This window comes from Pseudomonas sp. H1_D04, from assembly GCF_054683855.1.
This window is the reverse complement of record NZ_CP162826.1, coordinates 1,067,380-1,087,520: the sequence shown is the minus strand read 5'-3', so window position 1 is coordinate 1,087,520 and position 20,141 is coordinate 1,067,380. Positions and strand designations below refer to the sequence as shown.

General features: G+C 60.4%; 17 protein-coding genes. 6 read left to right on the top strand and 11 right to left on the bottom strand.

Going from position 1 to position 20,141, the window contains the following annotated elements:
• Nucleotides 1-4 precede the first annotated feature (4 nt).
• The 4 genes from AB4N82_RS05025 (at nucleotide 5) to lpxC (ending at nucleotide 4,448) form a co-directional block, all read left to right on the top strand.
• Nucleotides 5-874: a cell division protein FtsQ/DivIB gene (locus AB4N82_RS05025; protein WP_032886325.1), complete on the top strand. Its 870-nt coding sequence runs from the start codon at nucleotides 5-7 to the stop codon at nucleotides 872-874.
• Between the two features lie 15 nt (nucleotides 875-889).
• The gene (gene ftsA / locus AB4N82_RS05020) at nucleotides 890-2,152 is read left to right on the top strand and encodes a cell division protein FtsA (protein ID WP_032886326.1); all 1,263 of its coding nucleotides are present in this window, start codon (nucleotides 890-892) and stop codon (nucleotides 2,150-2,152) included.
• 66 nt (nucleotides 2,153-2,218) lie between these two features.
• Entirely contained in the window at nucleotides 2,219-3,424 is a 1,206-nt protein-coding gene (gene ftsZ, locus AB4N82_RS05015) for a cell division protein FtsZ (protein ID WP_095183868.1), read from the top strand.
• A 112-nt stretch (nucleotides 3,425-3,536) separates the two neighbouring features.
• Nucleotides 3,537-4,448 (top strand): UDP-3-O-acyl-N-acetylglucosamine deacetylase, encoded by a 912-nt coding sequence (gene lpxC / locus AB4N82_RS05010; protein WP_003171886.1) that lies wholly within the window; start codon nucleotides 3,537-3,539, stop codon nucleotides 4,446-4,448.
• Between the two features lie 154 nt (nucleotides 4,449-4,602).
• On the opposite strand, the gene AB4N82_RS05005 is transcribed toward lpxC, so the two are convergent.
• From AB4N82_RS05005 to AB4N82_RS04980, 6 genes are all read right to left on the bottom strand, one after another.
• Nucleotides 4,603-6,099, bottom strand: a complete 1,497-nt coding sequence (locus tag AB4N82_RS05005; RefSeq protein WP_099601152.1) for a sensor domain-containing diguanylate cyclase — start codon at nucleotides 6,097-6,099, stop codon at nucleotides 4,603-4,605.
• 87 nt (nucleotides 6,100-6,186) lie between these two features.
• Nucleotides 6,187-7,515 (bottom strand): OprD family porin, encoded by a 1,329-nt coding sequence (locus AB4N82_RS05000; RefSeq protein ID WP_099601153.1) that lies wholly within the window; start codon nucleotides 7,513-7,515, stop codon nucleotides 6,187-6,189.
• A gap of 287 nt (nucleotides 7,516-7,802) precedes the next feature.
• Nucleotides 7,803-9,167 carry a heavy metal sensor histidine kinase gene (locus AB4N82_RS04995; RefSeq protein WP_122755608.1) on the bottom strand — a complete coding sequence of 455 codons (1,365 nt, stop codon included), beginning with the start codon at nucleotides 9,165-9,167 and terminating at the stop codon, nucleotides 7,803-7,805.
• Nucleotides 9,157-9,834, bottom strand: a complete 678-nt coding sequence (locus AB4N82_RS04990) for a heavy metal response regulator transcription factor (protein ID WP_032886331.1) — start codon at nucleotides 9,832-9,834, stop codon at nucleotides 9,157-9,159. The genes AB4N82_RS04995 and AB4N82_RS04990 overlap by 11 nt, the downstream gene beginning before the upstream one ends.
• Nucleotides 9,835-9,842: 8 nt before the next feature.
• Nucleotides 9,843-12,932: a multidrug efflux RND transporter permease subunit gene (locus AB4N82_RS04985; protein ID WP_460104545.1), complete on the bottom strand. Its 3,090-nt coding sequence runs from the start codon at nucleotides 12,930-12,932 to the stop codon at nucleotides 9,843-9,845.
• Nucleotides 12,929-14,095, bottom strand: coding sequence for an efflux RND transporter periplasmic adaptor subunit (locus tag AB4N82_RS04980; protein ID WP_032886333.1), 1,167 nt, complete (start codon nucleotides 14,093-14,095; stop codon nucleotides 12,929-12,931). Before AB4N82_RS04980 ends, AB4N82_RS04985 begins: the two co-directional genes overlap by 4 nt.
• A 213-nt stretch (nucleotides 14,096-14,308) precedes the next feature.
• On the opposite strand from AB4N82_RS04980, the gene AB4N82_RS04975 reads away from it, so the two are divergent.
• Nucleotides 14,309-14,542 carry a hypothetical protein gene (locus AB4N82_RS04975; protein WP_032886334.1) on the top strand — a complete coding sequence of 78 codons (234 nt, stop codon included), beginning with the start codon at nucleotides 14,309-14,311 and terminating at the stop codon, nucleotides 14,540-14,542.
• Between the two features lie 166 nt (nucleotides 14,543-14,708).
• A complete protein-coding gene (locus tag AB4N82_RS04970; RefSeq protein WP_095183873.1) occupies nucleotides 14,709-15,482 on the top strand; it encodes a transporter substrate-binding domain-containing protein in 774 nt (257 codons plus the stop codon).
• Between the two features lie 28 nt (nucleotides 15,483-15,510).
• Here the strand turns inward: AB4N82_RS04970 and AB4N82_RS04965 are convergent, their stop codons facing one another.
• The 5 genes from AB4N82_RS04965 to AB4N82_RS04945 form a co-directional block, all read right to left on the bottom strand.
• Nucleotides 15,511-16,254 (bottom strand): YkgJ family cysteine cluster protein, encoded by a 744-nt coding sequence (locus tag AB4N82_RS04965; protein WP_122764749.1) that lies wholly within the window; start codon nucleotides 16,252-16,254, stop codon nucleotides 15,511-15,513.
• A 108-nt stretch (nucleotides 16,255-16,362) separates the two neighbouring features.
• Nucleotides 16,363-16,845 (bottom strand): GNAT family N-acetyltransferase, encoded by a 483-nt coding sequence (locus tag AB4N82_RS04960; RefSeq protein WP_122764750.1) that lies wholly within the window; start codon nucleotides 16,843-16,845, stop codon nucleotides 16,363-16,365.
• 3 nt (nucleotides 16,846-16,848) lie between these two features.
• A complete protein-coding gene (locus AB4N82_RS04955; protein WP_032886338.1) occupies nucleotides 16,849-17,751 on the bottom strand; it encodes a chemotaxis protein CheV in 903 nt (300 codons plus the stop codon).
• Nucleotides 17,752-17,840: 89 nt separating this feature from the next.
• The gene (locus AB4N82_RS04950; protein WP_032886485.1) at nucleotides 17,841-18,815 is read right to left on the bottom strand and encodes a 2-hydroxyacid dehydrogenase; all 975 of its coding nucleotides are present in this window, start codon (nucleotides 18,813-18,815) and stop codon (nucleotides 17,841-17,843) included.
• 213 nt (nucleotides 18,816-19,028) lie between these two features.
• Nucleotides 19,029-19,997 carry a LysR family transcriptional regulator gene (locus AB4N82_RS04945; protein WP_027604744.1) on the bottom strand — a complete coding sequence of 323 codons (969 nt, stop codon included), beginning with the start codon at nucleotides 19,995-19,997 and terminating at the stop codon, nucleotides 19,029-19,031.
• Between the last annotated feature and the right edge of the window lie 144 nt (nucleotides 19,998-20,141).

The window sequence follows — 20,141 nt, the reverse complement described above, 5'->3', positions numbered from 1 at the left end:
GGACATGAAAGGCGCATCGCTTCGTCATCAGCCCCCACAAGCACCGAGCCGCAAGCCGGTGCCACGGGGTGCCAGCCGAATGGTGGCTAAAGAGCCGATGTCGGCGCGCCTGCCGAAAGCCAACTTTGGTTTCCTCAAGGCGCTGTTCTGGCCGGTGCTTCTGGTGGCATTGGGTTTCGGCACTTACGAAGGTGCGCAGCGTCTATTGCCGTACGCCGACCGTCCGATCACCAAGATTAGCGTGCAGGGTGACTTGAGCTACATCAGCCAGCAAGCGGTGCAGCAGCGCATTGGCCCGTACCTGGCCGCGAGCTTCTTCACCATCGACCTGGCCGGTATGCGCGGTGAGCTGGAACAGATGCCGTGGATCGCCCACGCCGAAGTCCGACGTGTGTGGCCGGACCAGGTGACGATCCGCCTGGAGGAACAACTGCCCGTGGCCCGTTGGGGTGATGAAGCGCTGTTGAACAACCAGGGCCAGGCGTTCACCCCGCGTGAGCTGGCCAACTATGAGCACCTGCCGCAGCTGTTCGGGCCGCAGCGGGCGCAGCAGCAAGTAATGCAGCAGTACCAGGCCTTGAGCCAGATGCTGCGGCCAATGGGCTTCTCCATTGCACGCCTGGAACTGCGTGAACGGGGTAGCTGGTTTTTGACGACCGGGGCAGGCAGTTCCGGCCCGGGCATCCAGTTGTTGCTGGGACGCGACCGCTTGGTGGAAAAGATGCGCCGTTTCATTGCCATCTACGACAAGACCTTGAAAGAACAGATTACGAACATTGCGAGCGTCGACCTGCGTTACGCCAACGGCCTTGCCGTCGGCTGGCGTGAACCGGCTGCGCCCACGGCAGCGCAACCCGCTGTCGCGAAGAATTAAGAAGAGGCAGGACCCATGGCAAACGTGCAAAGCGGCAAAATGATCGTCGGTCTCGATATCGGCACCTCCAAAGTGGTGGCGCTGGTGGGCGAGGTCGGGGAAGACGGCGCGATCGAAATCGTCGGTATTGGCACGCATCCGTCCCGGGGCCTGAAGAAGGGCGTGGTGGTGAACATCGAGTCCACTGTGCAATCGATCCAGCGCGCTATCGAAGAAGCGCAGCTGATGGCCGGTTGCCGGATTCACTCGGCGTTTGTCGGCGTCGCGGGCAACCATATCCGTAGCCTGAACTCCCACGGTATTGTGGCGATCCGTGACCGTGAAGTCAGCGCCGCTGACCTTGAGCGCGTCCTCGACGCCGCCCAGGCCGTGGCGATCCCGGCCGATCAGCGCGTGCTGCACACCCTGCCGCAGGATTACGTGATCGATAACCAGGAAGGCGTTCGCGAGCCTCTGGGCATGTCGGGCGTACGTCTGGAAGCCAAGGTCCACGTGGTGACCTGCGCTGTCAACGCTGCACAGAACATTGAAAAATGCGTGCGCCGCTGCGGCCTGGAAATCGACGACATCATTCTTGAGCAACTGGCGTCTGCGTACTCGGTACTGACCGACGACGAGAAAGAGCTGGGCGTGTGCCTGGTGGACATCGGCGGCGGCACCACTGACATCGCGATCTTCACCGAGGGTGCGATCCGTCACACCGCCGTAATCCCGATTGCAGGCGACCAGGTTACCAACGACATCGCCATGGCGTTGCGTACACCGACCCAGTACGCCGAAGAAATCAAGATCCGCTACGCCTGCGCCCTGGCCAAGCTGGCCGGTGCCGGCGAAACCATCAAGGTTCCGAGCGTGGGCGACCGTCCACCGCGCGAACTGTCGCGCCAGGCTTTGGCCGAAGTGGTCGAGCCGCGTTACGACGAGCTGTTCACCCTGATCCAGGCTGAACTGCGTCGCAGTGGCTACGAAGATTTGATCCCGGCCGGCATCGTGCTGACGGGTGGAACCTCGAAGATGGAAGGCGCGGTCGAACTGGCCGAGGAAATCTTCCACATGCCGGTCCGCCTGGGCGTGCCCCATGGCGTCAAAGGCCTGGGAGACGTGGTGCGCAACCCAATTTATTCCACCGGTGTGGGCTTGCTGTTGTACGGACTGCAAAAGCAGACCGACGGCATTTCCCTGTCGGGCCCGAGCATCCGTGACAGCTACCGCAGCGACGACGAGGCCAAAGCGCCGTTGTTCGAACGGTTGCAGGCTTGGGTAAAAGGCAATTTCTAAAGCTTTACCGCAACACCGATGTAAGCAGTAGGCGAAAAAACTAGAGATAACGAAAGGAGAGGGAACATGTTCGAACTCGTAGACAACATCCCCGCCAGCCCGGTCATCAAAGTGATCGGTGTCGGCGGTGGCGGCGGCAACGCTGTCAACCATATGGTCAAGAGCAACATTGAAGGCGTTGAATTCATCTGCGCCAACACTGATGCCCAGGCGCTGAAAAGCATCGGCGCGCGGACCATCCTGCAATTGGGCACTGCTGTGACCAAGGGCCTCGGCGCTGGCGCCAATCCGGAAGTTGGCCGTCAAGCCGCTTTGGAAGACCGTGAGCGTATTGCCGAAGTGCTGCAAGGCACCAACATGGTGTTCATCACCACTGGCATGGGCGGCGGTACCGGTACCGGTGCGGCCCCGATCATTGCCGAAGTGGCCAAGGAAATGGGCATTCTGACGGTTGCAGTCGTGACCCGTCCGTTCCCGTTCGAAGGTCGCAAGCGCATGCAGATCGCCGACGAAGGTATCCGTCTGCTGTCTGAAAGCGTCGACTCGTTGATCACCATTCCTAACGAGAAATTGCTGACCATCCTGGGCAAGGACGCAAGCCTGCTGTCTGCGTTCGCCAAGGCTGACGATGTACTGGCCGGTGCCGTTCGCGGTATTTCCGACATCATCAAACGCCCAGGCATGATCAACGTCGACTTTGCCGACGTACGTACTGTCATGAGCGAAATGGGCATGGCGATGATGGGCACTGGCTGCGCCAGCGGTCCTAACCGTGCACGTGAAGCCACCGAAGCGGCCATCCGCAACCCGCTGCTGGAAGACGTGAACCTGCAAGGCGCACGCGGCATCCTGGTGAACATCACTGCCGGTCCTGACCTGTCCCTGGGTGAGTACTCCGACGTGGGTAGCATCATCGAAGCCTTTGCTTCCGAGCACGCGATGGTCAAAGTCGGTACCGTTATCGATCCAGACATGCGCGACGAACTGCACGTGACTGTGGTTGCTACCGGCCTGGGCGCGAAAATCGAGAAGCCTGTAAAGGTTATCGACAACACCGTTCATACAAACCATGCCAGCCACGCCAGCCAATCGGCTGCAGCTCCAGCGCCTGTGCGCCCGGAAATGCCGTCGGTGAACTACCGTGACCTGGATCGTCCGACCGTGATGCGCAACCAGGCTCAGGCCGGTGCTGCGGCGTCCCGTAGCCCGAATCCGCAAGATGACCTGGACTACCTGGACATCCCGGCATTCCTGCGTCGTCAGGCCGATTGATGGAATGTATCAGGGCTATGAAGGTGATTGGTGTTCAGCAAAGGTCTGGTCTGCTATTATCGCCAGCCTTTGTTGATACCAGTTCGCAATTTGCGCTCAAGCGGTCCAAGCCATGATTAAACAACGCACCCTGAAGAATATTATCCGTGCCACAGGTGTAGGTCTGCACTCCGGGGAGAAGGTATACCTGACCCTCAAACCTGCACCTGTCGACACCGGCATCGTGTTTGTTCGTGCCGACCTGGACCCTGTGGTGCAGATTCCTGCTCGCGCGGAAAACGTTGGCGAAACCACTATGTCGACCACATTGGTCAACGGTGACGTCAAAGTGGACACGGTGGAGCACTTGCTCTCGGCCATGGCTGGCCTGGGCATCGATAACGCCTACGTCGAGCTCTCCGCGTCCGAAGTCCCTATCATGGATGGCAGCGCTGGACCCTTCGTATTCTTGATTCAATCTGCCGGCCTGGAAGAACAGGACGCAGCCAAGAAGTTCATACGCATTCTGCGGGAAGTGACAGTAGAAGACGGCGACAAGCGCGCCACCTTCGTCCCGTTCGAAGGCTTTAAAGTGAGCTTTGAGATCGATTTCGATCACCCGGTATTCCGTGACCGCACCCAAAGTGCAAGCGTGGATTTTTCCAGCACTTCGTTCGTAAAAGAAGTCAGCCGCGCCCGTACCTTTGGTTTCATGAGTGACATCGAGTACCTGCGCAAGCACAACCTCGCACTCGGCGGCAGCGTTGAAAACGCCATTGTGGTCGACGCGGATGGTGTACTGAACGAAGATGGCCTTCGCTACGAAGACGAATTCGTGAAGCACAAGATCCTCGATGCAATCGGTGACCTCTACCTGCTGGGCAATAGCCTGATAGGCGAGTTCAAAGGCTTCAAGTCGGGCCACGCCCTTAACAACCAGCTGCTGCGCAAGTTGATTGAGCAGACAGACGCTTGGGAAGTCGTGACCTTCGAAGATGCCAGCACCGCACCGATCTCTTACATGCGTCCCGTTGCGGCGGTGTAAGTAACAACTCTCTTTCTTTAGTTTTTAAAGGCTGCCTTCGGGTGGCCTTTTTTTATGGCTGTTTTTCTGGTGAACAGACTTGCTGTGGCAAGCGGGCCTGTTGTGGTGAGTTAGGCTGTGACAGCAAGTCTTCTGTGGACATTAGTCTGATGCCTCATGACAGCGTCGCTGCATCCACGATCCGATTACGCCCCGTATGCTTGGCCTCATACAACGCCTGGTCCGCACTCAGCAGCAATGCTTCCAACGACATACGACTGTGCTTATCCCAGGTGCTCATACCAATACTCACAGTAATCGGCCGCTCATCCCCGGCTATCCGCGGTAAGTGTTCGACGCTGCTGCGGATGTGCTCGGCGATTACCTGTGCGCCCTTGGCATCGGTAATCGGAAGCACCACTGCAAATTCCTCACCGCCATAGCGCGCCGCCAGATCAGCAGGGCGACGAATGTTGCCGCCGATCACTTGGGCCACGGAGCGCAAGGCTTCATCGCCCCCCTTATGGCCATGGCGATCGTTAAATGCCTTGAAGTGGTCCACGTCAATCATCAGAAGCGTCATCGGCTCCGTTGAGCGTTGGGCGCGGTCCCATTCCAGGCGCAGGCGTTCATCCAGAATGCGGCGGTTGGGCAGGCCGGTGAGGGCGTCGGTGGCTGCCAGTTCTGACAGCACCCGTTCTGCGCGGTAGCGTCGTCGCAGTTCACGACGCAGCATCCAGGTCAGCCACAACAGACCTATACACAGGATGCCGGTGGCGCCACTGGTCAGCAGCGCGGCGCGTTTCCAAGGGGCGAATACATCTTCACTGGACAGTGCCACTACCACGATCAGCGGTAATTCCCCGACGTTGGTGAACGTGTACAGGCGCTCCTTGCCGCTGAGAGCCGAGATGGCTTGGAAGCTGCCACTGCCTTCACTCAGCATGCGCTTGAAGTTCGGTCGCTCGCTCAAGTCCTTATCGATCATGTCGCGTTCGAGCAGCGGCTGTTGGGCCAACAAAATGCCTTTGTTGTTGAGCAGGTTGACGCTGCTGCCGTTGCCGATGGTCAGGGTGTTGAACAGTTGGTCGAAATACGCCAGACGCATGGTCGCGACCGCAACGCCGGCAAACTCACCGTTGGGTCCTGATACTCGCCGGCTGAATGCCATGCGCCAGACCTGGTCACAGTCGCAATGGATTTTGAACGGTCGGCTGATGAACAAACCGGCCTGGCTGTCCTTTACGTGCACCTGGAAATAATCGCGGTTAGAAAAATTACGCGGCGTCGGCTGCAGCGTTGATGAGTCTGCGATAACGGCGCCGGTGGGGTCCAATAACAGCACTTCGCCCTTGAAAGGCGCTGCGGTGGCGAGGTCGAACTGCACCAGATGCTGGATACTCGCGGCCACCTGGGACAGGTCTTCACGTTGTTTGGCCGCAATCAGCCCTTTGAGTGCCAGGTCATACAATTCAACGTTGCGCAGCACGTCGGCATTGATCAGTTGGGCAATGTTGGTGGTTGAACGTTTGGCTTCCTGAAGGGTGCTGGCGTGTTCGCGGACCAACAACGCCGCAACGATAATCACAATCAGGGCGACCGTGAGGCCGCTGCCCAGAATCAGAAAAAGCTCAGGATGTGCAGGCGAGGTACGAACAGGGCGTTGACTCATCGGGCAGACTTCAGCGGTATGAATGCTGGCAGTTTAGTTCTACCCGATGAAAATTAAATCATTGGCTAAAAAGAAAGATTCCAGGGGTCAGAACACGTTGATCGGGTAGTCGATAATCACCCGATATTCATCCACGTCCCGGTCAACCGCCGAATAACCATTGCTGCCGCGGTTGGTTGCCCATTGAAAACGCATGGCCAAATCCTTGGCCTTGCCGCCTTGCACCACGTATTTCACGTCGATATCCCGTTCCCAGTGCTTGGCGTCTTTGCCATCGGCGCTGTACCAGGCGCTGTAGCCTCGGCTTTGCGGGTCGACCTTGGTCAGGTCGGTCTTGCCACTGATGTAGGACACCGCCGAGGTCAGCCCGGGCATGCCGAGGCCGGCGAAGTCATAGGCGTACTTGAGCTTCCACGAGCGCTCGTTGGGGCCGTTGAAGTCCGAGTATTGTTGGGAGTTATCCAGGTACACGCTGTCGCCCTGAGCGATGTAGTCGAACGGCGTGTTTCCGTTGACCCGCTGGTAAGCGGCGGTGACGCTGTGATTACCCACGCCCACGGTGAAATGCAGGCTGTAGGTGTTGTTGTCGATGCCGCCGAGCAACGACTGGCCGGTGTCTTGGGTGTGGTAGTAGTGCAGACCCGGGTTGAGGCTGACCAGGTCATTGAGTGCGTAGGTGTAGTCCAGGTCGTAGTAGTACTGGTGCCACACGTCCTTGAGTTCGGAGGCGTACAGGTTGCTGGTCAGGCCGGGAATGCCGCTGAACGAAACGCCGGCCCAGTTCATGTGCTGGCTGTCGGTGTTAGTCGGCAGGGCGCCGTAGCTGGTGCCAATGCGACGGTGGCCGCTCTGGTTGTAGAGCTTGGTGAAGCTGGCCTGGCCGCCTTCGAACATCCAACCGTCGAAGCTGTGATTGCTTAGGCTCACGCCGCGGAAAGTCTGCGGCAGCATGCGCGTCTGGCCGCCCGCGATGACCGGGTTGTTGAGGAACAGATCACCGGCCTTCAACTCGGTATCAAAGGCACGCATCTTCAAAGTAGCGCCAGCGGTGGAGAACGATCCGGGGGCTTTGCCGCTGCCGTCAGTACTGCCGTAGGGAAGAATGCTGGAGCCGTCAGTGCCGCCACCGCCGTCGAGTTTGAGGCCGAGCATGGCGTGGGCATCCAGGCCGAAGCCGACGGTGCCTTGGGTGTAGCCGGATTCGAAAGTGCCGAGAAAGCCTTGGCCCCACTCCTTGCTGTCATCGGTATGAATGTCACGACGGTCGCGGTTCATGTAGTAGTTGCGGGTGTTGATGTTGAGGTGCGAGCCCTCGATGAAACCTTCAGTAGGGGTAGTGTCTGCCGCGTGGGCAAGGGGGACGATCGTTGCTGCAATCGCGAGGAATAACGGGGTGAACGTCAGCGAGTTCTTCACCGGTAAGGCTCCTTTGGTCTATCGAAAACGGCCAATGTCGTGGGGGTGTGCCTGGCCTTTTTTACGGCAAAAAAAAGCCGCTGATATCAGCGGCTTTAAGACAGATTCCCAGTGTAGAGCCCTGGAAATAAGTCGAGGGAAATTCGGGTAAACGGGTAGCTGCCTTTGCCGCCGCGCTCATCGATGCGTCAAATTAACGCAGGTGAGCGGTACGATATAGAGTGTAACAAGAGAATGACTGTTGCCCAAATCGCAACAGTGATTGGATCTGATTCCATGTGGGCGGCCTACACCGGCAGAGTAATGCCGAAGGTATTGCCCCCCTGTTCGCTGCGCACAAACACGTCGCCACCGTGCATCAACGCAATCGCCTTGACGATCGCCAGCCCCAATCCATGATTCGCCCCGCTGTTGCTACGCGAGGCGTCCACCCGATAGAACCGCTCGAACAACCGCGGCAGGTGCTCGCCGGCAATTGCCTCGCCGGGGTTGGTCACGGCGATGGCCACCTGATGCTCCAGCACGTCAATGTTCACGTCGATCACCTGCCCCGGCGCCGTGTGCTGAACCGCATTGCTCAACAGGTTGATCAGCGCACGGCGCAGGTGGGCTTTTTCGATCTGTACCTGGGCGTCGCCGTGGACCTGCACCCGCACCTGAGCGTCTTCGAGAATGAAGTCCAGGTAGTCGAGCGTGGTCGCCACCTCATCGGCCAGGGAGCTTTCGATCAGCTTGGTGGCCTTGCTGCCCTGGTCGGCGCTGGCGAGGAACAGCATGTCGTTGATGATCGAACGCAGGCGTTCCAGCTCTTCCAGGTTCGACTCCAGCACTTCCAGATAATGCTCGGCCGAACGCCCACGGGTCAGCGCCACTTGGGTCTGGCCGATCAGATTGGTCAGCGGTGAACGCAGTTCATGGGCCACATCGGCGTTAAAGGATTCCAGGCGCGAGTAGGCCTGCTCTACGCGGTCGAGGGTGGAGTTGAACGAGTTGACGAACTGCTTGAGCTCCGGGGGGAGCGGCGACAGTTGCAGGCGTCCGGAGAGTTTTGGCGGCGCGAGTTTGCGCGCTTCATCCGAGAGTCTACCCAGGGGCTTGAGGCCAATGCGCGACACCCAGAACCCCAACAGCGCAGCCAGCACCACGCCAACCAGCGCCAGGCTGACCAATGCCACCAGCAAGTGATGCTGAGTGGCGCGGAAGTTCTCGGTGTCGATGGCAATCATGAAGCGCAACGGCGGGCGCTGGTCCTTGGCTGGAAACTGGCTCACCAGCACTTTGAACGGATGGGTGTAGCCCGGTAGATGCAAATCGCGCTTGCCGCTCGGGCCCTCGGCGAAGGCGCGGATCTGCGCATCCGGTTCGCCATACTCGAAGTTCGGATCAGTGCTGACTACCCAGAAGCGGATGCGCTTGTCTTCCTCACTCAATAGTTTGAGCTTGGCCTTGATCTTCACCCAATGGTCCGGCGTGCCGAAGCGGTTCACCGAGGACTCCAGCACGCTGTAGCGCGCATCCAGTTCCGCGCCCGGCAACAATCCGAGGCTGCGGTCGACCTGCTGGTACAGCGCGCCACCGATCAACACAAAAATCAGCAGCGCCACCAACGTGAACATGCCACTCAGGCGCAGGGCGATGGAATTAGACGGCACTGCGGTTCTCCAGCACATAACCCATGCCACGAATGGTGTGCAGCAGTTTGTGTTCGAAGGGCCCATCCAGCTTGGCGCGCAGGCGCTTGATCGCGACTTCGACCACATTGGCGTCGCTGTCGAAATTGATGTCCCAAACCATCTCTGCAATCGCTGTCTTGGACAGAATTTCACCCTGGCGCCGCGCCAACACGCTGAGCAGCGAGAACTCCTTGGCCGTCAGGTCCAGGCGCACACCGTTGCGGCTGGCTTTGCGGCTGATCAGGTCAATCCACAGGTCGGCAACGGTGACTTGCACTGGCTCATGACCACCGCTGCGCCGGGTCAGGGCTTGCAGGCGCGCCACCAGTTCGAGAAACGAGAACGGCTTACCCAGATAATCGTCGGCGCCTTCGCGCAGCCCGCGTATGCGGTCTTCGACGCGCTCGCGGGCAGTGAGCATGATCACTGGCGTCTGCTTGCGCGCACGCAATGCACGCAGCACGCCAAAGCCGTCGAGGCCGGGCAGCATCACGTCGAGCACGATCACCGCGTAATCGTTCTCCAGCGCCAAGTGGAGACCTTCGACGCCTTCGCGGGCCACATCGACGGTGTAGCCCTGTTCCGTCAGGCCGCGGTGCAGGTAGTCGGCGGTTTTTTCTTCATCTTCAACAATCAGTACGCGCATGACCCGCCTCAGTGTGTGGTCGCCAGCTCGGCAGCTGGTTTGGGCCGGTGGAAAAAACGCTCAAGGTACAAGTATATGACCGGCGTGGTGAACAGCGTCAGCGCCTGGCTCACCAGCAGGCCGCCGACCACGGCTATCCCCAGCGGCTGGCGCATTTCTGCACCCGGTCCGCTGCCGACCATCAGCGGCACCGCGCCGAGCAGGGCGGCGAGTGTCGTCATGATGATCGGGCGGAACCGCGTCACGCAGGCTTCATAGATCGCTTCTTCCGGCGGTAGCCCGCGCACGCGCTGGGCCTCCAGGGCGAAGTCGATCATCAGGATGCCGTTCTTCTTCACGATGCCGATCAACAGCACCAGGCCGATCAACGCCATGATCGAAAAGTCCTGCCCCATTAACCACAACATGATCAACGCGCCCAAACCGGCCGAGGGCAAGGTGGAAATAATCGTCAGCGGGTGCACGAAGCTCTCATACAGCACCCCAAGGATGATGTAGACCGCCACCAGCGCCGCAAGGATCAGCCACGGCTGGCTGGCCAGCGAGCTTTGGAACGCCTGTGCCGCGCCCTGGAAGTTGCCGATGATGGTCGTCGGCATGCCGATTTCATTCTTGGCCTGGTTGAGCATGACGACCGCATCACCCAACGCCACGCCGGGCGCCAGGTTGAACGACAGGTTGGCAGCCGGGAACATGCCGTCATGGCTGATGGACAACGGCCCCACGGTGGGCGGGTCGACCTTGGCCAGTGCCGACAGCGGCACCATTTCATTGGTCAGCGGCGAGCGCAGGTAGAAGTAGTTCAGGCTCTCGGCCTTGCCCCGTTGTTGGGTGTCCAGTTCCAGCACCACTTGGTACTGGTTGATCTCGGTCTGGAACTCGTTGATCTGGCGCTGGCCGAAGGCGTCGTACAGCGCCTGGTCGACATCGGTCGCGGTCAGGCCAAAGCGTGCGGCCGCCTGACGATCGATGCTGATGTGGGTGATGCTGCCGCCCAGTTGCAGGTCGTTGGAGAGGTCGCGAAACGCCGGGTTGGCACGCAGTTTTTCGGTGAGGCGCTGGGTCCAGGTGTTGAGCGTCGGGCCGTCGTTGCTCTTGAGCACGTATTGGTACTGGGCACGGCTGGGGCCGGAGCTGAGGTTGATGTCCTGGCCGGCACGGAGGTACAGCACGATGCCCGGCACTTTGGCCAGTTTCGGGCGGATGCGTTCGATGAACTGGCTGGCCGAAACATCTCGATCACCCCGGTCTTTCAGGGCGATCCAGAAGCGCCCGTTGGCGATAGTCTGGTTGCTGCCCGTCACGCCCACCGAATGGGAAAACGCCTGCACCGCCGGGTCATCCTTGACGATCTCAGCCAAGGCTTTGTGCTTGGCGACCATGTCCGGGTACGACACATCGGCCGCCGCTTCGCTGGTGCCGAGCACAAAACCGGTGTCCTGTACCGGAAAGAAGCCCTTGGGGATAAACACGTAGCCGACCACGGCCAGGGCCAGGGTCACCACAAAAATGGCGGCCATGGTGCGTTGATGGGCCAGTGCGCGGCGCAGGTTGCGCGAGTATCCGGCCAGCAGGCGTTCGCTGAAGCCGGGTTTGTCGTGGGCGGGGTGGGTCGGGGCGCGCATGAACAGCGCGGCCAAGGTTGGCGCCAGGGTCAACGAGACCACCACCGAAATCAGGATGGTCGACGTCGCCGTCAGCGCGAACTCCTTGAACAAGCGCCCGACCACGCCACCCATGAACAGCAGCGGAATAAACGCCGCCACCAGCGAGAAGCTGATGGACACCACCGTAAAGCCGATCTCCCCAGCGCCCTTGATGGCCGCTTCGCGTTTGTCGAGGCCCGCTTCCAGATGGCGGTGGATGTTCTCCACCACCACGATGGCGTCGTCCACCACGAAGCCCACGCTGATGACAATCGCCACCAGGGTCAGGTTGTTCAGGCTGAACCCCATCAGGTACATCACCGCGAAACTGGCGACCAGCGACACGCCGAGCACGCTGGACACAATCAGCGTCGCCGACAACTGGCGCAGGAACAACGCCATCACCGCCACCACCAGCAGGATGGCGATCAGCAGCGTCACTTCCACCTCATGCAGCGAGGCGCGGATGGTCTTGGTGCGGTCGGTCAGTACGCTGACCTGCACCGAAGCCGGCAACATGCCTTGCAGGCGCGGCAGTTCAGCCTGGATGCGGTCCACGGTTTCGACGATGTTTGCGCCGGGCTGGCGCGAGATCACCAGGTTTACGCCGGGTGTATCACCGGACCAGGCTTGCACGTAGGCGTTTTCCGAACCGTTGATGACTTTGGCGATATCGCGTAGTTGAACCGGTGCACCGTCCTTGTAGGACACGATCAGTTGGGCGTAGTCCTCCGGGTGAAACAGCTGGTCGTTGGTCGACAAGGTCGAAACGCTGTTTTCCCCATAGATCGCGCCCTTGGCCAGGTTAAGGCTCGATTGCTGGATTGCTAGGCGCACATCGGCCAGGGTGAGGCCGATGGCGGCGAGTTTGTCAGGCGAGGCCTGCACGCGTATCGCCGGGCGTTGCTGGCCGGTGATGTTGATCTGGCCCACACCGTCAATCTGGCTGATCTGCCGCGCCAGCAGGGTTTCCACGTAGTCACTCAGCTCGGTGCTCGGCATGCTGTCGGAGCTGACGCTGAGGATCAGTACCGGGCTGTCCGCCGGGTTGACCTTTTTCCAGGTCGGCAGGCTCGGCATGTCGCTGGGCAGCTTGCCCGACGCGGTGTTGATCGCCGCCTGTACTTCCTGGGCGGCGGTGTCGATGCTCTTGTCGAGTGTGAATTGCAGGGTCAGCAGGCTTGAGCCCAGGGCACTGCTGGAGGTCATCTGGGTCATGCCGGGGATGGCACTGAATTGCACTTCCAACGGCGTGGCCACCGATGAGGCCATGGTGTCCGGGCTGGCGCCGGGCAATTGTGCGGTGACCTGGATCGTCGGAAATTCCGCTTCCGGTAGTGGGGCGATGGCCAGGCGAGGGAAGGCAATCATCCCGAGCAGTACCAGGGCGAAGGTCAGCAGCAGGGTGGCGACCGGGTGGTCGACGCACCAGGCTGAAGGCGAGCGGCTCATGGCTGCACCTTGGCATCGACGGTCTGGATCACTTGCGGTGGTTCTTTGAGCACCTCCACCTGAGCACCGGCCTTGAGTCGCGACTGGCCATCACTGACCAGCACGTCACCGGCTTGCACACCCGTGATGATGTTCACATCGCTGTTTTGATAGGTGACCTGCACCGGCACCACCTCAACCTTGTCCCCCTTGACCCGGTACACAAAGTGCGAATCCAGGCCGCGTTGCACCACGGTCGGCGGCACCACCAGGGCATTTTTGTCGAGGGCGGTCTGGATTTTGATGGTCACCAGTTGCCCCGGCCACAGGCGCTGGGAGGCGTTGCTGAACTCAGCCTTGGCGCGCAGTGTGCCGGTGGTGGAGCTGATCTGGTTGTCGATCAGGCTCAAATGGCCTTCACCGAGCAAGTCGCCGGTCTGGCCGTCGGTGTCAGCGCCCAGGTAAGCGTCGACGCTCGCCGGGGCAGGCGCGGCGATCAGGCCTTGCAGGGTCGGCAGCATCTGCTGCGGCAGCGAGAACTCAACGGCAATCGGGTCGATCTGGGTCACTGAGAACAAGCCCTGGGTATCACTGGTGCGCAGGAAATTGCCCGCGTCCACGTTACGAATACCGACGCGGCCACTGACGGGGGAGCGGATCTGGGTGTAGGAAAGCTGGACCTGGGCCGAATCGATTGCGGCCTGGTTGCCTTGGGCGGTGGCCTTGAGCTGGTTGACCAGAGCTTGTTGCTGGTCATAGGTCTGCTTGGACACGCCGTCGTCGATGCTCAACTCCTTGTAGCGCTTGAGGTTGACCAGCGCTACCTGCAGTTGCGCCTGGCTCTCGCCCAACTGCGCCTTGGCCTGGTCGAGACTGGCGCGAATCGAGCGGTCATCAATGGTCGCCAGCAGGTCGCCGACCTTGACCCGTTGGCCTTCCTTGACCAGCAATTGGGTCAGGATGCCGTCGACTTGCGGGCGAATCACCACGCTGTGCAGCGATAACACCGTGCCAATGCCGCTGACAAAACGCGGGATATCCTGTTGCACCACGCTCACCACCCGGACCGGGATCGCGGTCGGTACTGCCAGCTTGGTCTTGGCCGGCCGGGTCAGCGCCCAGGCTGCAATCGCTACGACCACGAGGACACCCACAATCAGGGCGGTTTTTCGTTGAATCTGCATGGGTGAGGCGCCGGGGCAAAGGATGGGGAGAGTGAGTGATCTTTATAGCCCTTCAACCCGGTCAGCAGGGTGACTGCTAACTGACAGCGCTGTCAGCAAACTCCGACCATTCGTACAGGCGGTGGTTAAAGATCTCAGGCGCGCAGGTATACTGCGCGCCAGTGTGGCCCGCAAGCCGGCCCCGCATCATTTTCTGCACGCTCCGGAGCTTCCATGACTTCCCCGACACAACCCCCTGTTGACGCGACCGACATCGTCGATCCGGCCAGCGCTGAAGGCGTTGAAAAAGCCGAGATCCCGGCGTTTAAGTTTCCGTTCAAGCCGGGTGAGCTGGCTGGGGCCAAGAATGCCGCCCAGCCTTGGTACAAGAACGGTGCCAAAAACGGCCACACCAAGTCACCGGGCATGGCGCCGCCGGGCACCCGTCGTTCGATGGGTAAACGCTGAGGTTAACAAGCGGCACATTGTGTCGATTGTTGCCTACAGCTTCTGCTGATCTTTCTGATTGTAGGTCCACTGCCGTTTCTTGAAAGCTTGCACAGCCTTTGCTCTGCCCCCGATGTTCATGGGGGGAGCGAGGCGACGCTGGTCTTTCCGGAAAAGGACGTTTCCCTTGGCCCTGATACACATCTGTGTAGTGCTTGCCCTGTTGTTTTCGGCTGATGCCCTTGCGGCCGATGATCAAACGCGTCGCGAAATCCGCTTCGCCGTTGCTGCGCAATTCCCCCCCTTCCAGAGCCGCGACCCGCAAGGGCAGTTGGTTGGCCTCAATATCGAGTTGGGCAATGCCCTGTGCGTGCAGTTGAATGCGCGCTGCGTTTGGGTCGACCAAGTGGTTGTCGAAGACTTCCTCTCCCTTGAAGCCAGAAAATTCGACGCGATCATGGGGATGGCGCCTACGTCGGAACGGCGGCGTTGGGTAAGCTTCACCGATAACCTCTATCCCTTTACCACCCGGCTGGTGGGCCGCAGCACATCAGGCCTGCTGCCCCATGTTAAGTCGCTCAAGGGCAAGCGGGTTGGCGTATTGCTGGGGAGCAATCGTGAAGCGTTTGCCCGTACGAAGTGGGCGCACAGGGGCGTCATCGTCAAGAGCTTCTGGCTCAATAATGATTTGGTCCGCAGTCTGATAGCCGGCGAAATCGACGCAACCCTGCAAGGCACCGTAGAAATTCGCGAAGCCTTGCTCGACACCGACGAAGGTCGGGATTTCGACTTCCTGGGCCCGCCCATTTCGGCCGCACTGCTGGGGGATGGCGTGGCGATTGCGGTGCGTAAGCCCGACACCGCACTGCGCAAGGAACTCAACTGTGCCCTCGAACAGCTGAAACAGAATGGTGAGTATCAGCGGATAATCCGGCATTACCGGTTAGACGCTGCGCCATGAGCGCTTTTGGGTTAGGTCGATAAAGAGACTATGCAGCCCGCAACGAAATAAACGCGTAGTTGGCCGGCACCTCGGTAGCAATCTGCGCCCCGGCGTCCAGCACCTGTTCGGCGATGTCCAGCCCGGACACATGAAACACCCACTCATTGGCCACGGACGGCAGATCAATTGCCAACTCAATCGCCTGGGAAAATGCGCCCATGTCCGGCAAGTACGCGGTAAACCCATCCCCCTTGAGCGCTGTGGTGCGAATGCCCAGCAAGGCGCACACCGCTTCCTTGGTCTGCACGTCATCGCGGTCTGCCTGGCGCGAACGCTGGATCAGCGCTGCGAGTTCCTGGTCCATCAGTTCGCCGCCGATGATCAACGCCGGGCCCTGTTCCCAGGATTCTGGCGGGCAATCCTTGGCGGCAGGGTTGAGCGGGATATGCGGGTTGATCTCCATCGGGTAGATGCGGCAGACCAACGGTCGACGCTCATAGATGCGACACAGGTTGTCTTCGTCAAGATTCCGGCAGCGCCCGGCGTTGTAGGCGGCAAACGTGATTGCCACAAATGCTTCGGTGTTGCCGCTGGGCACCACCACCGAACGGCGTTCGGCGTGCTCGCGTTGCTGTTGGGGCAGGCCCAGTCCGCTACCGAGGAATCCCTCCACCAGAACAATGACGTTACCGCCGTCCGCCGCCCACATACGGGCTTCGGCGAGGGTCAGGGGGACGTGGTGGTCGGTGCAGCATTTACCGCAACCGACGCAGGAAAAATGGGTGTTCATGGCGGATCTGTCACCAGGCTAGGTCAGAGGGCACGCAGTTACGGTGACGGGTTTTTACCTCTTTCCACCGGTACGATTCTCTGGAAGCAAGTTATGCGCCAGCGCCTGTCAGTCCTCTTCGACCACATCGCGCAGTACAAACACCATACCCGCGCTCTCGTACAGCTGCCGGGCGCGTAGGTTGCTTTCCAGTACCTTGAGGTCCACATAAGGTTCACCACGTTGCTTGAACACCTGGAAGGTGTGCAGCAATAACGCGCGGCCCAGCCCCTGGCCTTGAGCGCAAGGATGTATGGAGAGGTTCTTGATGAAGGCGCTGGTCCAGCACTGGGCTACGCCGAGGATACCGTCGGCGTTGCTGGCGACCAGGCACAGCGTGGGGTCGAATTCGGCATCGGTCACGAACTGTTGCCGCCATTCATCGAGGTTGGCGACACGACCACCGCCCTGATCCTGGGTCATGCGCAGTACGGCGTGAATCGCTGGCGCCAACGCGTCACGGTAATGGTCCAGTACGGTCCCGACCGGCCATTGTGGCGCGGGCAGGCCGGCAGTGAGGTCGCGGCGCAGCAGTTGGTAATACGCCGTCACCGATTACAGACCCTGTTGCGCCACGGTTTGCGCAGCCACCACCAGGCATTTGGTCAGTTCGGGGGATGAGAACTTGGTCAGTACCGCGTTGGCGCCGGCCAGGCGCGCTTTTTCGCTGTTCATCGCGCTGTCCAGGGAGGTGTGCAGCAAAACGTACAGATGCTGGAAGTCTGGCGTTTCACGCAGGGTGCGGGTCAGGGCGTAACCGTCCATCTCGGACATCTCAATGTCCGACACCACGACATTGATCTGCGCGGCGGTACCTTGCAGTTCCAGCAGCACATCAATGGCTTCCTTCGCGCTGCGCGCGGTGTGGCAGGTCAGGCCGAGGTTGCGCAGGGTATGAACCGACTGCTGCAGGGCGACCTGGCTGTCATCCACCACCAGAATTCGCGCATTGCCGAGCACTTCGGCTTCTTCCATGGTCAAGTCGGTGGGCGCCGCTTCAATCGGTGCCGGCGCGATGCCGTGGATGACTTTTTCGATGTCCAGCACCTGCACCAGTCCGCCTTCCACCTGAGTCACCCCAGTGATAAACGCACGGTTGCCGCCGGAGCCGTAGGGTGGCGGGCGGATGTCGGTCGTCAGGCAGTGCACGATCTTGCTCACCGCCTGCACATGCAGACCCTGTTTGGAACGGCTCACGTCAGTGACAATCAGGCAGCCGCCGTTCGGGTCTTCCAAGGGCCGTTCGCCCAGGGCGCGGCTCAGGTCGATCACCGACAGCGAGGCACCGCGCAGGGTGGCGATGCCTTTAACGTTCGGATGAGACTCCGGCAGTTTGGTCAGCGGCGGGCAGGGAATGATTTCGCTGACTTTCAGCAGGTTGATGGCCATCAGCTTGCCGCTGCGCAAGGTAAAGAGCAGAAGTGAGAGTGAGTCTGCGCGGGCTTTGGTGGTGGACATAAAAACCTTCTGTGGATCAGGGATGACGATCTATGAAAGGTTATCGACCCAGCCGCTGGAAACTGTAGGCGCGATCAGGGCCCTTAACATCAGCCCTTCCAGACCTGCGGGTTCACCAAATCCTGCGGACGCTCGCCCAGCAGAGCACTGCGCAGGTTGTCCAACGCGCGGTTGGCCATGGCCTCACGGGTTTCATTGGTTGCCGAGCCGATATGCGGCAGGGTCACCGCGTTGCTCAATTGGAACAACGGCGACTGCGCCAGTGGCTCCTGCTCATACACATCCAGCCCGGCGCCGCGAATGGTCTGGTCCTGCAGGGCCTGGATCAGCGCCGGTTCGTCTACCACCGGGCCACGGGAGATGTTGATCAGAATCGCGCTGGATTTCATCAGCCCCAGCTCGCGCGTGCTGATCAGGTGACGGGTCTTGTCGCTCAACGGCACCACCAGGCAGACAAAATCCGCCTCGGCCAGCAACTGGTCCAGGCTACGGAATTGCGCGCCCAACTCCTGTTCCAGCTCCAGCTTGCGGCTGTTACCGCTGTACAGAATCGGCATGTTGAAGCCCAGGCGCCCGCGACGGGCCACGGCCGCGCCGATATTGCCCATGCCGACGATGCCCAGGGTCTTGCCGTGTACATCACAGCCAAACAACGGCGCGCCGACGCTGGCTTTCCACTGACCGGCCTTGGTCCAGGCGTCCAGCTCTGCCACTCGGCGCGCGCTGCTCATCAGCAGGGCGAACGCCAGGTCGGCGGTGCTTTCGGTGAGTACGTCAGGGGTGTTGGTGAGCATGATCCCGCGCTCGTTGAAGTACGGCACGTCGTAGTTGTCGTAGCCCACTGACACGCTGGACACCACCTCCAGTTTGCTCGCGCCTTCGAGCTGCGCACGGCCCAACTTGCGACCCACGCCGATCAAACCGTGGGCGTGGGGCAGGGCTTCATTGAACTGCGCATTGATGTCGCCCAGCTTTGGATTTGGCGCGATCACCTCGAAATCCTGTTGCAGGCGTTCGATCATGGCTGGGGTGACGCGGCTGAAGGCGAGGACAGTCTTTTTCATGGCAGGCGGGCTCATCGACTACGGAAGAATGCCAAGCAAGCTAACATTCCTTGCCACTGTTGTCAGGACACGGCAGACCTAAAGTGGGCAGGGAAACATGTAGGAGGGGGCTTGCTCCCGATAGCGGTGCGTCAGTCGCCAGATGTATTGACCGATCCACTGCCATCGGGGGCAAGCCCCCTCCCACATTTGACCTGTATCGCCTGGTAGCAATCAGTTCGCCAGCCGCGCACCGCTCAGGCTGCCACTCAACTCGTACGCCACCAGCTCCGCCTGATGCGCCGCCAGGATCTCCGGCAACGAACCGCGCAGGTATTCCACCCAGGTCTTGATCTTCGCATCCAGGTACTGGCGCGAGGGGTAGATGGCGTACAGGTTCAGCTCCTGGGAACGGTAGGTGGGCATGACCCGCACCAAGGTGCCATTACGCAGGCCTTCAATGGCCGCATACACCGGCAACAGGCCGACGCCCATGCCGCTGGTGATCGCGGTTTTCATCGCGTCCGCAGAGTTCACCAGAAACGGCGAGGTATTGATCGCCACGCTTTCCTGGCCTTCGGGACCGTTGAAGGTCCACTTGTCCAACTGAATCACTGGGCTGACCAGGCGCAGGCAGGCATGGTTGAGCAAGTCCTGGGGGCGCTGTGCACAGCCCTTGGCCTTGACGTAGTCGGGCGAGGCGCAGGCGATGCTGTAGGTGATGCCCAGGCGTTGGGAGACGAAGCCTGAATCCGGCAGTTCGCTGGCCAGCACGATGGACACGTCATAGCCCTCGTCCAACAGGTCCGGCACGCGGTTGGCCAGGGTCAGGTCGAAGGTCACGTCCGGGTGGGTGCGGCGGTAGCGGGCAATGGCGTCGATTACGAAGTGCTGGCCGATACCGGTCATGGTGTGCACTTTCAACTGTCCGGCGGGGCGCGCATGGGCGTCGCTGGCTTCGGCCTCGGCTTCTTCGACGTAGGCCAGGATCTGTTCGCAGCGCAGCAGGTAGCGTTTACCTGCTTCGGTAAGGGCAATGCGCCGGGTAGTGCGGTTGAGCAAGCGGGTTTGCAGATGGGCCTCCAGATTGGAGACCGCGCGCGAGACGTTGGCCGTGGTGGTGTCCAGTTGGGCGGCAGCGGCGGTGAAGCTGCCGGCTTCGGCCACGCAACTGAAGGCGCGCATGTTTTGCAAAGTGTCCATGGAGTGTTCTCAGGGGAGATAACAAATTGTGACAGAAAGTTACGCCGTCCAGTGATCCCTACCAACGGATTATCGCTTGAACGGTAACAAAGATTCACAGGAATGCCAGCTTATCGCCATTCCTCCCGCCCCCTAGAATTGCGC